Raw genomic sequence first — 12,724 nt, 5'->3', positions numbered from 1 at the left:
TCATCCGTGGCCATCGGGCCGGCGTGAGTGATCTCGGCCGCCCGACGAGGCCACTCTCGTCGGGCGCGCTCTCTCAGGCGGGATCGACGACCCATGCGGCGGGCCCGATCGCGCCGGCGCCGCGTCCGCGCGTGCCTCGCCCTCGGCCTGATCGCGGCCGGGAAGCGCGAGCCGGTCGACCCCGACACGGTCGTCCGGATCGCCTCCCTGACCGAGCCCGTGACCGCGACGGTCGCGGCGGCCCTGGCGGGCGACGCGCTCGACGCCGGCGGGCTCGGCACCCTCGCGCGGCGGGACGGATCGACGCCGTCACCCCGCGCGCCGCGACGGCAGCCGCAGGCCCGGGGCCGGGCGCTCCAGCAGCACCTCCCGGCGGAAGCGCACCAGCCGCGCCGGCCGGCCGGCGGCGCCGCTGGTGACGCTCTCGGTCTCCTCCACCAGCCCCTGCTGGGCCACGAGGCGCCGGAAATTCTGCTTGTGCAGCTGCGTCCCCGACAGGGCCTCCACGGTCTTCTGCAGCTGCAGCAGGGTGAACTCCGGCGGCATCAGCTCGAACACCACCGGGCGGTACTTGATCTTGCCCCGCAGCCGGCCGATCGCGGTGGCGAGCACCCGCCGGTGGTCGAAGGCCATGGGCACGCCGGTCGGGTCGTTCGGCAGGGCCGGGCCCGGATTGCCCTTCGCCTCCGGGATCAGCCCGGCCTCGAACAGCAGCTCGTAGCGCTCCAGGACGCGCTCCTCGTTCCACGTGCCGCCGTTCATGCCGAAGGTCAGGCCGAGGCGGTCCAGGCGGCGGGTCCGCGCGGCGCAATCCTCGGGCTCGGACGCCCATTCGGCGAGCCGCGCCTCGATGGCGTCGAGCTGGCGCGGGCGCCCCTGCCGGAAATCCTCGTAGGGCAGGTAGCGGTACCAGTTCTGCCACGCGGCCTCGGCGAGCCCCGCCGGCCGCTCCTCGCGGACGAGCGCCAGATAGGCCACCGAGAGCGAGTGCACCCCCGACAGGGTCGCCGTGCCGGAGCGGTCGCGGTCGCCGAAGGTGTAGAGCTGCTCCACGTAGCCGAGGCGCTGGTGCGTCTGCCGCTCCACCCAGGCGCGCAGGCCGCGCTCCAGCGTGGCGTGCTCGGGGACGAGGGGACCGGCCGGCAGGCCGTCGCCGCGGCCGGGCGCCTGGTCCGGGACCCGGATCGTCAGGGCGCGCGGCTCCCCCTTGGTCGCGGCGACGATCACCGCGACGAGGCCTACGGAGGAGCGCTCCGGCGGGGCCTGCCCCCCGCGCGCGTCCGTCTGCGTCGCGGCACCCGTCATCGTTCCTCGACCGTCCGTCCCCCGGGATGCGCCGTAGCGGATCCCGCCTATAGGGGGGCAGGATCGCCGCGCGTCAACGCCGCCGTATGACGGAGCGGGGGGCCCCGTCGACGCACCGCGCGCCGACGGCCGCTTGCCAACGCGGCGAGGCCTGCCCAAACAGGGGCCCGGGCGGGCCGGCACGGGGCCGGCCGAGGCGGATCGAGCGACGACAGCGATGCCAGCGAGCGCGACTTCCCCGGCGAATTCCCCCGCGAACTCCCCCGCGCCGTCCTCCGCGGCCGGCAGCCGGGCCGTCGACCTGCGCCTCTACGGGCTCCTCGATGTCGGTGTCTGCGGCGCCGACGGGGCGCGGCTGGCGGAACTCGGCGCGGAGGCGGTGGCGGGAGGCTGCACCCTGCTCCAGTACCGCGAGAAGGACATCGCCGATGCCCGCGCCGCCCTGGCGCGGATCCGGGCGATCCTGGCGGCGGTGGGCGGCCGCGTCCCGGTCCTCGTCAACGACCGCGTCGACCTCGCCCTGGCGGCCGGAGCCGACGGGGTGCATCTCGGCCAGAGCGACCTCCACCCGGCCGACGCGCGCCGGCTCCTGGGGGAGGGCGCGATCATCGGCCTCACCCTGAAGAAGCCCGCCCAGGCCGACGAGCTGTACCGGCTGCCCGTCGACTACGCCTGCATCGGCGGTGTGTTCGCCACCACCAGCAAGGACAACCCCGACCCGCCGGTGGGCCTCGACGGCTTCGCCAGCATCGCCTTCCGCGCCCGCCTCGCCCGTGGGGCCGGCCTGCCGCTCGGCGCCATCGCGGGGATCGGCCTCGACAACGCCGCCGCGGTCGTCGCCGCGGGGGCGGACGGCGTCGCGGTCATCACCGCCCTGTTCGGCGCCGACTCGGTGCGCCAGCGCGCCCACGACCTGCGCGCGCGGATCGACGGCGCCCTGGCGGAGCGGGCCGGCGCCCGATGAGCGGCCCGGCGCCCATCGCGGTCACGATCGCGGGCTCGGATTCCGGCGGCGGTGCCGGCATCCAGGCGGACCTCAAGACCTTCTCGGCGCTGGGCGTCTACGGCGCCAGCGTGATCACGGCCCTGACCGCGCAGAACACGATCGGCGTCCAGGGCATCCACGACGTGCCGGCGGATTTCGTCGCCCGGCAGATCGACAGCGTGTTCGCCGACCTCGCCGTGAAGGCCGTGAAGATCGGCATGCTGTCGCAGACCGCGGTCATCGCGGCGGTCGCCGAAGGCCTGGCGCGGCGCGCCGGAGCGATCCCGGTGGTCCTCGATCCGGTGATGGTCGCCACCAGCGGCGACCGGCTGATCACCGACGCCGCCGTGGCGACGCTGCGCGAGCGGCTGCTGCCCCGGGCCGACCTGATCACCCCCAACCTGCCGGAGGCGGCGGTGCTCCTCGGCGAGCCCGTCGCCGCGGACGCGGCGGCGATCGTGGCCCAGGCGCGCCGGCTGGTCGCCCTCGGCGCCAGGGCGGTGCTGATCAAGGGCGGCCACGGCACGGGGCGGGAGAGCATCGACCACCTCGTGACGGCGGACGGCGCCCTGCGGACCCTGTCGGCGCCGCGGATCGCGACGCGCAACACCCACGGCACCGGCTGCACGCTCTCGGCCGCGGTCGCGGCGGGCCTCGCCCAGGGCCTGGCGCTGCCGGAGGCGGTGGCGGAGGCCAAGGCCTACCTCACGGCCGCCCTCGCGGCGGCGGACAGCCTCGCGGTCGGAACGGGGCACGGGCCGGTCCACCACTTCCACGCCGTCTGGCCCTAGGCCGGTCCTGGCCCGGTCCTGGGCCGGCGCTTTCCGGTGCGCACGCCGCTGCGCGCGCCGGGCGCCGCCTTGCAACCGGGCGTCGATTGCGTTTGAAGAAGCGCACGATCGTTCGGATAACGGAACGGTGCAGGCGGATCGGGGACGATGCAGGATCAGGCGGAACGGCCCGACCGGGCGCGCGGGCGCGACCTGCTGACCGGGGCGCAGGCGCTCTCCGGCCAGCTCGGCAAGACCATCCAGCGGCTGCGCAAGGCCTATAACCTCTCGCTCTCGGAACTCGCCGAGCAGTCCGGCGTGGCCAAGTCGATCATCAGCCAGATCGAGCGCAACGAGACCAACCCGACGCTGGCGACGATCTGGCGCCTGTCCCAGGCCCTCGACGTGTCGATCGAGCGGGTGCTGGCGGCCGGCGACGAGGAGCCGTTCATCGAGAAGACCTCCCGGGCCGACACGCCGATCCTCGTCTCCGAGGACGGGAAGGTGCGGCTGGCGATCATCGGCTGGCTCAAGACGATCGAGTGGCTGCAATGGTACGAGGTCACGGCCGATCCGGGCGGCGTCCTCGACTCGGACCCGCACCAGCGCGGCTCGGTGGAATCCCTCTCGGTCACCGAGGGCGCGTTCGAGGTCGAGATCGGCGGCGTCGTGCAGCGGGCGCGGGCCGGCGAGACCCTGCGCTACCGCTGCGACCGGCCCCACCTCGTGCGCTGCACGGACGGCCCGGCCCGGGCCACCATGGTGGTGATCATGAAGGCCGCCGTGATGGAGTGAGGCGGCCCGGCCGATCCCCCGGCCAAGCCCCCGGTCAGCGCTCCGGACTGGCGGCGGCGCCCGGCGCGAGGGCGCGCACGCGGTAGTCGCGGGGGCTCAGGCCGTAGCGCTCCTTGAAGCGGCGGGAGAAGTGGGACTGGCTGAGGAAGCCGCAGCCATACGCCACGGTCCCCAGCGGCATGTGGAGGCAGCCCGGATCGGCCAAGCGCTTGGCGGCCGCCTCGAGCCTGCGGTGCCAGATCCAGTCGGCGATGTGCCGGTCCTGCGCGCGGAACAGCGCTTGCAGCCGGCGCAGGGACACGCCGGCCGCGGCCGCGAGCCGGGGCGGGTCCAGGGTCGGATCGTGGAGATGGGCCTCGAGATAGGCCCGGGCGCGCTGCACCACGACGCTGTCCTGGACGGGCCGCTGCGCCTCCCGCGCGAGCCGCTCCGCGAGGCTGGCGACGATGAGGTCGAGCCCCGTGGAGACCATGCTCTCGGCCACCTGGGGCGTCAGCCGGTCGCCCAGGCTGAGCAGGTTGCCCAGGAACGACCGGGTCAGGGTCGCGGTCGGCAGATCGCCGCCGACAGTCACGCCGGCGAACAGGCGTGCGGAGCCCAGAGCCCCCTCCAGCCGCTCCCGCGGGATCCCGATGGCCAGCACCTCGCTGTAGCCGCCGTGCTCGATCGTCCAGGGTGTATTCGTATCCCGGATCGAGAAGTCGCCGACCCGATCCGTGCTCGACCGATCGTACTGATCCGCGCGGACCTGTCCCGAGAGCACGATGCTCATGAACAGGTGGTCAGTCTTGTGGTTCTCATGGCGAAGCGTGCGCGGCGTCGTGGCCGCCCGCAGGTTGCGCAGCGCGAATTTCGTGAAGACCAGGCCGCCGATACTGGCTCCCTCGATCGTCGCGTGAAACGGATCGTCGTTGAGACGGTCCTGCGCCATCGGAACCAGGCGATCTTCGCAGACGTCTCGCCACAGGCGAAACCTATCCTTCTCCGATACACCTTCGGTTGAGAACAGAGTCTGCATCGCGGCAGCCGTATGACCGCGATTGCTGCGAACCGCAACCGCGCCCCGTCCACGCACGCCGCCGCGGCGCCGCGGGACACGGATTGATCGGCAGGAAATCCCGCGCGCCCACGATGGACCGTCGGGCCCGTCCCATCACCCGTGGCGCCTGTCGGGCCGTGGAGCGGATCCGCACGGCTGGCATTCGGAAGACGTTCCGTCGCGAGCGCCCCGCCCCGGCGGGGGCGTCGGCGCGGGCCGGCCGCGGGGCCTCAGCGCCCGCTGTTCACCCAGCGCACCACGTCGGCCAGCACGACGGTCAGCGCCTGATCGAGGGCGCGGGCGCCGCTGCCGGCATCGATCTTGGACACCGGGACGCGGGCCGTGAAGATCCGCGCCGCCGCCACCTTGCCGGTGCCGTCGGCCACGAGCTTCAGCGACAGGTCGACCACGGCCTCGCCGGTCCCGGACTGCACGTCGAAGGCGCGGATCTCGCTGATCAGCTGGTAATCGGCCACGACCTTGTCGCCGGGCCGGCTCACGGAGCGGAGCCGCCCGGAATTCTCCAGGCTCTGGATGAGCCGCGTCTGGATCAGGCGCGGCAGCCGGTCGGCCCACTGGCCGCCGCCCAGGAAGGACAGGGCGCCGCCGTTCTCGCGGACGATGATCCGGTCGGCCTCGAAGGGCTGGATGCTCACCGGCTCCGAGACCACGATCGAGCGGCCGGCCGCGATCGGCCGCCCCGCGGCCGGCAGCGCCGCGAGGTCGAAGGTGAGGGGCGCCGCGCCGCCGCAGCCGCCCAGGAAGGCGGCGAGCAGCGCGGCGGCGGCGATGTGGGACGAGCGGACCATACGCATGACCTGAGGGACCCCGCCGGCGAACGGCGGAGCTGTATAAGCTATGCGGTTAAAACTAATCCGCCGCGGCATCCGTGCCGTGCGCCGGGACACATCCGCCCGGCGACGCGGCATTTCACCGGCCACCGTTGTATTCAGGCAACGAAGGCTTGCCGCCGAAGATCACCTGGCTCGGGTCGCGCTCCAGGCTGCGCACCGTGCGGTTGAGGGTGCTCAGCGTCCGCTGCCCGTCCCCCGACAGGGCCTCCACCTCGCGGCGGCCGGTGCCGCTCAGCCGGCCGAAATTGGCCGAGATGCTGGCGGTGCGCTTGTCGAGGTTCTCCGACATGGTCCGGAACGCCTTGCCGGCGTCGCGCACCGAGATCGCCGCCGCGCGGATCTCCGCGAAGGTGCTGGAGCCCTCCTGGCCGGAGGCCGAGCCCAGGAAGCTCTCGGCCCCGTTGAGCACGGCGTCGATCTTGTCGGCCGAGGCGCTGAGCTTGCCGGCGAGCAGCCGGGCGTCGTGCAGGCCGGCCTCGATGTCGGGGCTGGCCTTGGACAGGGCGGCCGAGAAGCGGTCGGCGTTGTCGATCACCCGGCCGAGCTTGGCCCCGTCCACCGCCTTGACCAGCGCGGAGATGTTCGGGCCGGCATCGGCCAGCGTCTTCGAGAAGGTCTCGACATTGGCGAGCGACCGGTTGATCGCCCCCTCGTTGGCGGAGACGAGCCGGTCGAGGCGGGCCAGCATGTCGTCGGCCCGCTGCGCCACCTGGCGCGCCAGCGCCATCATGTCCTGCATGTCGGAGGAATCGGCGAAGATCGTCGGCGGCTCGCCGTTGGCCATCGGGGTCAGCACCGGCGCGTCGGCGTTGCCGCCCGACAGGGAGATCACCGAGACGCCGGTGAGCATCGCCGAGTCGAGGCGGGCGCGGGTGTCGGCCCGGAGCGGGGTCGCGGGATCGACCTTGATCGTGGCGAGCACCCGGCGGGGATCCTGCGGGGCGAGGCGGATATCGGTGACCTCGCCGACCTTGATGCCGTTGAAGTTCACGCTCGAGCCGCGCGACAATCCCCCGACCGAGCCGGAGAAGACGATGCGGACGAGCTGGCTGACCTGCCGCGACGAGCCGCCGGAGAGCCACAGCACGGTGCCGAAGCCCGCCAGGATGACGGCGATCGTGAAGGCCCCGATCAGGGCGTAGTTCGCGCGAGTTTCCATGCGCTCAACCTGCGGTTCTGGCCGGCGGAGATCCGGCCGGGCCTGGAGCCCCGGCTCCCAGACGGGAGCAGGGCGGGATCTGGGTGGGGCGGCGACCGGGCATCGGATCAGGCATCGGATCAGGGATCGGATCAGGCATGGGCCGAGGCGCCGCCCGTGGCGATGGTCCGGGCGCGCTTGCCGTGGAAGTAGGAGCGTAGCCAGGGATGGTCGCTCGCCAGCATCTCGTCGATCGTGCCGGCGGCGATGATCTGGCCGTCGCCGAGCGCCGCGATGCGGTCGCAGGCGGTGTAGAGGCTGTCGAGGTCGTGGGTGACCATGAACACGGTCAGCCCCAGCGTCTCCTTGAGGGTCGAGACGAGGTCGTCGAACTCGCCCGCGCCGATCGGGTCGAGGCCCGAGGTCGGCTCGTCCAGGAACAGGATCTCGGGATCGAGCGCCAGGGAGCGGGCCAGGGCCGCGCGCTTGATCATGCCGCCCGACAGTTCCGAGGGCAGCTTGTCGGCGGCGTCGGGCTTCAGGCCGACCATCTCGATCTTGAGCCGGGCGAACTCGTCGAGCAGGCGCTCGGACAGGTTCAGGTGCTCGCGCATCGGCACCTGGATGTTCTGCTTGACGGTCAGCGCCGAGAACAGGGCGCCCTGCTGGAACAGCACGCCCCAGCGCTGCTCCATCCGGCGCCGCTCGGCGTAGGTCAACGCGTCGACGTCCCGGCCGAACACCTCGATCGTGCCGGCTCGCTTGGGGTTGAGGCCCAGGATCGTCCGGGTCAGCACCGATTTGCCCTGGCCCGAGGGGCCGACGAAGCCCAGGATCTCGCCGGCGCGGATGTCCAGGCTCAGGCCTTTCAGGATGTTGCGGTCGCGGAAGCCGACCACGAGGTCGCGCACGCGGATGATCGGCGCGGGGCCATTCGGCGAGGCGGTCATCGGGGCATCCATCGCGGCCGCCTCAGAAGTCGATCGCGGCGAAGAACACCGCGAACAGGCCGTCGAGGACGATGACCATGAAGATGGACTTCACCACCGACGCGGTGACGTGACGGCCGAGCGATTCCGCGGAGCCCTCGACCGCGAAGCCCTCGATCGTGGCGATCACCCCGATGGTCAGCGCCATGAACGGCGCCTTGATCAGGCCGACCATGACGTGGTGCACGCCCACCGCCGCCTGGAGCCGGACCAGGAACTGGTCGAGGGTCAGGCCGCCGTAGAGCATCGCGGTGAGGCCGCCGCCGGCGAGCGCCGCGAGGTCGCCGATCAACGTCAGCATCGGCAGGCCGATCATCAGCGCGAGCACCCGGGGCACGATCAGGATCTCGACGGGGTCGAGGCCCATGACCCGGAGCGCGTCGACCTCCTCGCGCATGCGCATGGAGCCGATCTCGGCGGTGATCGCCGAGCCGGAGCGGCCCGCGACCATGATCGAGGTGAGCAGCACGCCCATCTCGCGCAGGATCAGGAGGCCGATCAGGTTGACCACGAAGGTCTGGGCGCCGAAGCGCTGGAGCTGGAAGATACCCTGCTGGGCGACGATGCCGCCGACGAGGAACGAGATCAGCACGATGATCGGCGTGCCGTTGAGCGCCACCTGCTGGATCTGGTTGATCAGGGCGTTGCCGCGGAACGTGCCGGGCCGCAGGGCGACGCGCCCGCAGGCGGCGATCAATTCGCCCAGGAAGGCGAGGGCGGTGACGAACTCGTGGCCGCCCTGCACGGTGCGGCGGCCGGTGGCGTCGAGCAGGCCGACGACCGGGCCGTGCCGCCGCGGCGGCGGCGCGTCCGGCTCGCGCAGCCGGACCTCGCCCAGCAGTATGCGGTGCTCCGGGCGGGCGCCGAGATAGGTGAGGGCGCTGCCCGCCTGCTCGATCTCGGCGCGGGTCCGCTCCAGGACCCAGGCGCCCAGGGTATCGAGGCGCTCGATCCCCGACAGGTCGACCGCCACCGGCCCGGCGCGGCCGGCCGCCGCGATGCGCGCGGCCGCGGCCTCGACGGTCGGGGCCTGGTCGGCGGTCCAGCGGCCGTCGAGCGCCAGGCGGCCGTCGGCCGACCGGTCCCGCAGCGCGGCGCCGGCCAAGGCGCCGGGAACACTGCCCTCGCTCAGCAACACCCTTACTCCTCGATCGAGGCACCACCCTGCCCGGCGGTTATGACGACATTACGGTTGACGATCCGTCTCCAACCGCACCCCCAGCGCGCGGCGGGAGGCCAGGGCGAGGCCCAGTCCCGCGGCGGCGAGCGGCGCCATCAGCAGGAAGGCGAGGGGGCCGCCGGCCCGGTAGGCGACGCCGCTCACCAGGGTCGCGACCACCGAGATCCCGGCATTGACCGCGCTGAGGGTGCCCTGCGCCCGGCCCCGCGCGCCGTCGGGGGCGTAGGCCGAGACCGCCGCCATGGCGCCGAGCTGCGTCGCCCCGAAGGTCAGGCCGTGGAGGCACTGGAGCGGCACCAGCGCCGCGAGATGGTCGCCGAGGAGGTACATGCCGATCGCCCGGAGGATCGCCGCGACGGCCCCGGCGCCGAGGAGCCGCACCGGGCTGCGCCAGGCGGCGGGCAGGGCGGGCAGGCCGGCGAACAGGGCGATCTCGGCCAGCACGCCGATCGCCCAGAGCGCGCCGACCCAGGCGGGCGGGATGCCCTGGCCGGTCCAGTAGATGCTGCCGAACCCGTAGATCGCCCCGTGGCTCGCCTGGATCGCGGCCGCCGCGCCGATGCACAGCCAGAGCCTGGGCGGCAGCCGCTTCCGGCCGTCGCCCTCCGCCGACGGCGGCAGGGCCGCCACCGCGCGGCTGCGCCACGCCACCAGCGCCGCGCCGAGGGCGAGGCCGGTCAGGAGCAGCGGCACGGCGAGCCGGCCGCCGAGCGCCGTCAGCAGCACGCCGCCCGCGAGGTTCGCCAGCAGGAACGCGATGGAGCCCGCCATCCGGATCCGCGAGTAGGCGAGGCGGGCATCCCGGCGCACGGCGGCGAGCGTCAGGTAGTCGATGCAGGGCACGAGCGGCGCGCCGGCGACCGCGTTGAGCACGATCAGCCCGGCCAGCAGCGGCCACGCGATCCCGGCCGCGGCGGGCATCAGCGCGTAGGTCAGGCTCAGGGCGAGGCTGCCGAGCAGGATCAGCCGCCGGGGGCCGAGGCCGCGGTCGAGGAGGCTCATCAGCGGCGCCGTGGCGGCGATCCGCGTGGCGATCGGCAGGGCGAGCAGGACGCCGATCACCCGGGCATCCAGCCCCAGGGCGTCGAGCCACAGGGGCATGAACGGCATCGCGATGCCGATCTCGGTGAACACCACGGCGTAGAGCAGCGACAGGCGCGCCGGGCCGGACGGGCGGGGCAAGGCGGGTCTCGACGAGCGGGGAGGGGGCGGAGGCGGAACCGGGAGGGCGTCCGTAAGCGCCCGTTAAAGGGCCTCTGTCAAATTCCCGGGGATCGGTGCGCACCGGGGCGGGCCGCCGCCGCGCCCGCATCGAGCGTCCAGAGAGGCCCATGTTCGGTTCCGTCAACCCGAGCGCGCACGCGTCGGCCGAGTACGAGGCGATCGAGGCGACGATCAGCGCCAGCGAGCGCGGCCGCTGGTTCCTCGCCGAGTATGCCCGGCGCAACCGGGGTGCCGAGACCGAGGTGCTGCTCGGGGCGATCGCGCGGCTGGAGCGGAGCGTCACCGCCGACCGCGGGCAGGAGGCCTTCGGGCACCTGCGCGGCAACCTCCTCGACATGGCCGACGCGATCAGCCGGACCAAGGGCGAGATCGCGGCGCTCAACGCCCCGAACGGCGACGAGACCCGTCTGACGCAGGCGTCCCTCGCCCTCGACGCCATCGTGCGCGAGACCGAGCAGGCGACCTCCGACATCCTCAGCGCCGCCGAGTCGATCCAGGAGGCGGCCTGGACCCTGCGCGAGCGCGGGGCCGACGCGCAGGCCTGCGACGCCCTCGACCGCCACGCGACCGCGATCTACACGGCCTGCTCCTTCCAGGACCTGACCGCGCAGCGCACCGCCCGGATCGTCTACACCCTGCGCTACCTGGAGGACCGGGTCTCCGCGATGATCGCCATCTGGGGCGAGGACGCGGTGCGGGTGCCGCCCCACCGGGGCGCGCGGCCGGACGGCGAGCCGGCCGACCTGAACCAGAGCGACATCGACCGCTACATCGCCATGGACGTGCCGGCCGTCACCGTGGCGGCCCTGGTGGCCCGCCCCGGCAGCCCGGCGCTGCACGAGGACCTGGTGTTCCTGCCGGTCCAGGCGGAGGCCCGGGCGCCGGAGACCGAGCCCGCGGCCGAGATGCCGGCCGGGCTGGCCGGCGCCTCGCCATCCGCGCCTGAGCCGGTGGCCGAGACGGACGGCGACGTCGAACCGGTCGAGGCGGCCGGGCTCGCGGACGCGTCGGACACGGACCTGGGCACCGCGCTGGCGGACGGATCGGAGGCCGCATCTGCGGCCGACCCTGAATCTGGCGCGACGACCGATCTGGAGGCCGACGGGGCGGTCGATTTCGGGCCCCTCCCGGAGGACGGCCCGGAGATGGTGCCGGAGCCGGCCCCGGAGGTCGCCTCCCCGCCCGCCGCCGCGACGTTCGCCGAGGCCACGCCGGAGCCCGACGCCGCGACCGGAGCGGTCGAGGAGGATCTCGCGCAGGACATCGCGCAGGACATCGCGCAGGACATGGCGGAGGACATGGCGGAGGACTTGGCCGACCTCACCTGGGGCGAAACCGTCGCGGCGGCCCCGGAGCCGGCGATGCCGCCGGAGGAGCCGGCCCTGAGCTTCGCCGAGATCGACGCGCTGACGCCGGAGCAGCGGCTCGCGCTGTTCGCCTGACAGGCTCCGACCGGGCCTCGGCGCCGACGCCGCGCGGCGGGGCGGTTCGACAGGCGCGCCACGGCGCGGACCCTGCTATCAGGGGCGCCCCCGGCAACCCCGAGCACGCGCATCCGTGGCCCTGCACCTGATCAAGCTCTGCGTCGGCCCCGCCACCATCGCCGACCTCGAGGCCCGGCAGGCCCGGTTCCGGGAGGAGGCGCTCCGGGACGGCCGGCAAGCGGCCCCGTTCCACGTCACCCGCACCCTGCCCAAGCGCCACCGGGAGATCACCGGCCACGGTTCGATCTACTGGGTGATCCGCGGGACGCTGTCCTGCCGGCAGGCGATCACCGCGATCGAGCCGCTCACCGGGGAGGACGGCATCCCGCGCTGCCGCCTGGTCTTCGATCCCCGGCTCGTCCCGGTGGCGCCCCGGCCCTACCGGCCGTTCCAGGGCTGGCGCTACCTCACGGCGCGCGACGCGCCGGCCGATCTCGGGGCCGAGGCTTCCGGGGACCTCGCCGAGATGCCCGAGGCCCTGCGGCGCGAACTGGTCGGCCTCGGCCTGCTGTGAGGGCGGGGCGGCGCCCGCGCCGCCCGGTCCCGCGCGCAACGTCAGGATACGGGGGCGGGTGCGACGGATCTCGTCGTCCCCGGCGTGTGCCCCGCCGGCGCCGCGAACGGCCCCGGCGGGATCGGTCCTACGCCCCGTCGAAGCGCCCGCTGGCATGGGCCAGCATGGTGTAGACCTTGCCGGTCTCCGAGGTCAGGTAGGCGTCGGTGCGCTTGGCGTCGCTGTCGTTCTTGACCACGTCGCCGAGCAGGCGCTCGAACTCGCTGACGTAGCGGTCGACGCTGCGGCGGAACTCCGCGTCGGTCCTGTAGCGGCGCTGGATCTCCGCGAAGGTCGCCCGGCCCTGCGGCGTGTAGATCCGCGGGTCGAACAGGTTCGGCTCACCCCGGCGGTATCGCTCCCACAGGTCGACCGCGGTCCGGTGCTCGATCATCTTGGCGATGTCGG

Annotated in this window: 13 protein-coding genes; 5 read left to right on the top strand and 8 right to left on the bottom strand. The window is 73.7% G+C overall.

Going from position 1 to position 12,724, the window contains the following annotated elements; all coding sequences use genetic code 11:
• Nucleotides 1-309: 309 nt before the first annotated feature.
• Nucleotides 310-1,305: an NUDIX hydrolase gene (locus tag ME121_RS09430; protein ID WP_012318939.1), complete on the bottom strand. Its 996-nt coding sequence runs from the start codon at nt 1,303-1,305 to the stop codon at nt 310-312.
• Nucleotides 1,306-1,522: 217 nt separating this feature from the next.
• Between ME121_RS09430 and thiE the strand changes: the two genes are divergently transcribed.
• The 3 genes from thiE (at nt 1,523) to ME121_RS09415 (ending at nt 3,855) form a co-directional block, all read left to right on the top strand.
• Entirely contained in the window at nt 1,523-2,269 is a 747-nt protein-coding gene (gene thiE / locus ME121_RS09425) for a thiamine phosphate synthase (protein ID WP_012318938.1), read from the top strand.
• Entirely contained in the window at nt 2,266-3,081 is an 816-nt protein-coding gene (thiD, locus tag ME121_RS09420) for a bifunctional hydroxymethylpyrimidine kinase/phosphomethylpyrimidine kinase (RefSeq protein WP_029361400.1), read from the top strand. Before thiE ends, thiD begins: the two co-directional genes overlap by 4 nt.
• A 147-nt stretch (nt 3,082-3,228) precedes the next feature.
• Complete coding sequence (locus ME121_RS09415; RefSeq protein WP_012318936.1) at nt 3,229-3,855, top strand: helix-turn-helix domain-containing protein; 627 nt, start codon at nt 3,229-3,231, stop codon at nt 3,853-3,855.
• Between the two features lie 34 nt (nt 3,856-3,889).
• On the opposite strand, the gene ME121_RS09410 is transcribed toward ME121_RS09415, so the two are convergent.
• From ME121_RS09410 to ME121_RS09385, 6 genes are all read right to left on the bottom strand, one after another.
• Nucleotides 3,890-4,873 (bottom strand): helix-turn-helix domain-containing protein, encoded by a 984-nt coding sequence (locus ME121_RS09410; RefSeq protein ID WP_059408724.1) that lies wholly within the window; start codon nt 4,871-4,873, stop codon nt 3,890-3,892.
• 251 nt (nt 4,874-5,124) lie between these two features.
• Complete coding sequence (locus tag ME121_RS09405) at nt 5,125-5,703, bottom strand: ABC-type transport auxiliary lipoprotein family protein (protein WP_012318934.1); 579 nt, start codon at nt 5,701-5,703, stop codon at nt 5,125-5,127.
• 121 nt (nt 5,704-5,824) lie between these two features.
• Entirely contained in the window at nt 5,825-6,907 is a 1,083-nt protein-coding gene (locus ME121_RS09400) for an MlaD family protein (RefSeq protein WP_012318933.1), read from the bottom strand.
• 131 nt (nt 6,908-7,038) lie between these two features.
• Nucleotides 7,039-7,848, bottom strand: a complete 810-nt coding sequence (locus ME121_RS09395; RefSeq protein ID WP_012318932.1) for an ABC transporter ATP-binding protein — start codon at nt 7,846-7,848, stop codon at nt 7,039-7,041.
• A gap of 10 nt (nt 7,849-7,858) precedes the next feature.
• A complete protein-coding gene (locus ME121_RS09390) occupies nt 7,859-9,013 on the bottom strand; it encodes an ABC transporter permease (protein WP_012318931.1) in 1,155 nt (384 codons plus the stop codon).
• 48 nt (nt 9,014-9,061) lie between these two features.
• Nucleotides 9,062-10,237, bottom strand: a complete 1,176-nt coding sequence (locus ME121_RS09385) for an MFS transporter (RefSeq protein ID WP_012318930.1) — start codon at nt 10,235-10,237, stop codon at nt 9,062-9,064.
• A gap of 149 nt (nt 10,238-10,386) precedes the next feature.
• Here ME121_RS09385 and ME121_RS09380 point away from each other — a divergent pair, with 149 nt between their 5' ends.
• Both ME121_RS09380 and ME121_RS09375 read left to right on the top strand, forming a co-directional pair.
• Nucleotides 10,387-11,721, top strand: a complete 1,335-nt coding sequence (locus tag ME121_RS09380) for a hypothetical protein (RefSeq protein WP_024830277.1) — start codon at nt 10,387-10,389, stop codon at nt 11,719-11,721.
• A gap of 115 nt (nt 11,722-11,836) precedes the next feature.
• Nucleotides 11,837-12,277 carry a DUF1489 family protein gene (locus ME121_RS09375; RefSeq protein ID WP_012318928.1) on the top strand — a complete coding sequence of 147 codons (441 nt, stop codon included), beginning with the start codon at nt 11,837-11,839 and terminating at the stop codon, nt 12,275-12,277.
• A gap of 127 nt (nt 12,278-12,404) precedes the next feature.
• Here the strand turns inward: ME121_RS09375 and ME121_RS09370 are convergent.
• The coding region (locus tag ME121_RS09370; RefSeq protein WP_491892829.1) for a hypothetical protein at nt 12,405-12,724 on the bottom strand (320 nt) is incomplete at its 5' end.

The sequence above is a fragment of the Methylobacterium sp. ME121 genome, from assembly GCF_000974725.1.
Classification (GTDB): domain Bacteria; phylum Pseudomonadota; class Alphaproteobacteria; order Rhizobiales; family Beijerinckiaceae; genus Methylobacterium; species Methylobacterium radiotolerans.
Note: the sequence above shows the minus strand (reverse complement) of the source record. Positions and strands in the feature narration are given on the sequence as shown.

Coding starts and splice junctions, on each gene's coding strand:
- ME121_RS09430 (WP_012318939.1), bottom strand. CDS start 1,305: ATGACGGGTGCCGCGACGCAGACGGACGCGCGCGGGGGGCAGGCCCCG.
- thiE (WP_012318938.1), top strand. CDS start 1,523: ATGCCAGCGAGCGCGACTTCCCCGGCGAATTCCCCCGCGAACTCCCCC.
- thiD (WP_029361400.1), top strand. CDS start 2,266: ATGAGCGGCCCGGCGCCCATCGCGGTCACGATCGCGGGCTCGGATTCC.
- ME121_RS09415 (WP_012318936.1), top strand. CDS start 3,229: ATGCAGGATCAGGCGGAACGGCCCGACCGGGCGCGCGGGCGCGACCTG.
- ME121_RS09410 (WP_059408724.1), bottom strand. CDS start 4,873: ATGCAGACTCTGTTCTCAACCGAAGGTGTATCGGAGAAGGATAGGTTT.
- ME121_RS09405 (WP_012318934.1), bottom strand. CDS start 5,703: ATGGTCCGCTCGTCCCACATCGCCGCCGCCGCGCTGCTCGCCGCCTTC.
- ME121_RS09400 (WP_012318933.1), bottom strand. CDS start 6,907: ATGGAAACTCGCGCGAACTACGCCCTGATCGGGGCCTTCACGATCGCC.
- ME121_RS09395 (WP_012318932.1), bottom strand. CDS start 7,848: ATGGATGCCCCGATGACCGCCTCGCCGAATGGCCCCGCGCCGATCATC.
- ME121_RS09380 (WP_024830277.1), top strand. CDS start 10,387: ATGTTCGGTTCCGTCAACCCGAGCGCGCACGCGTCGGCCGAGTACGAG.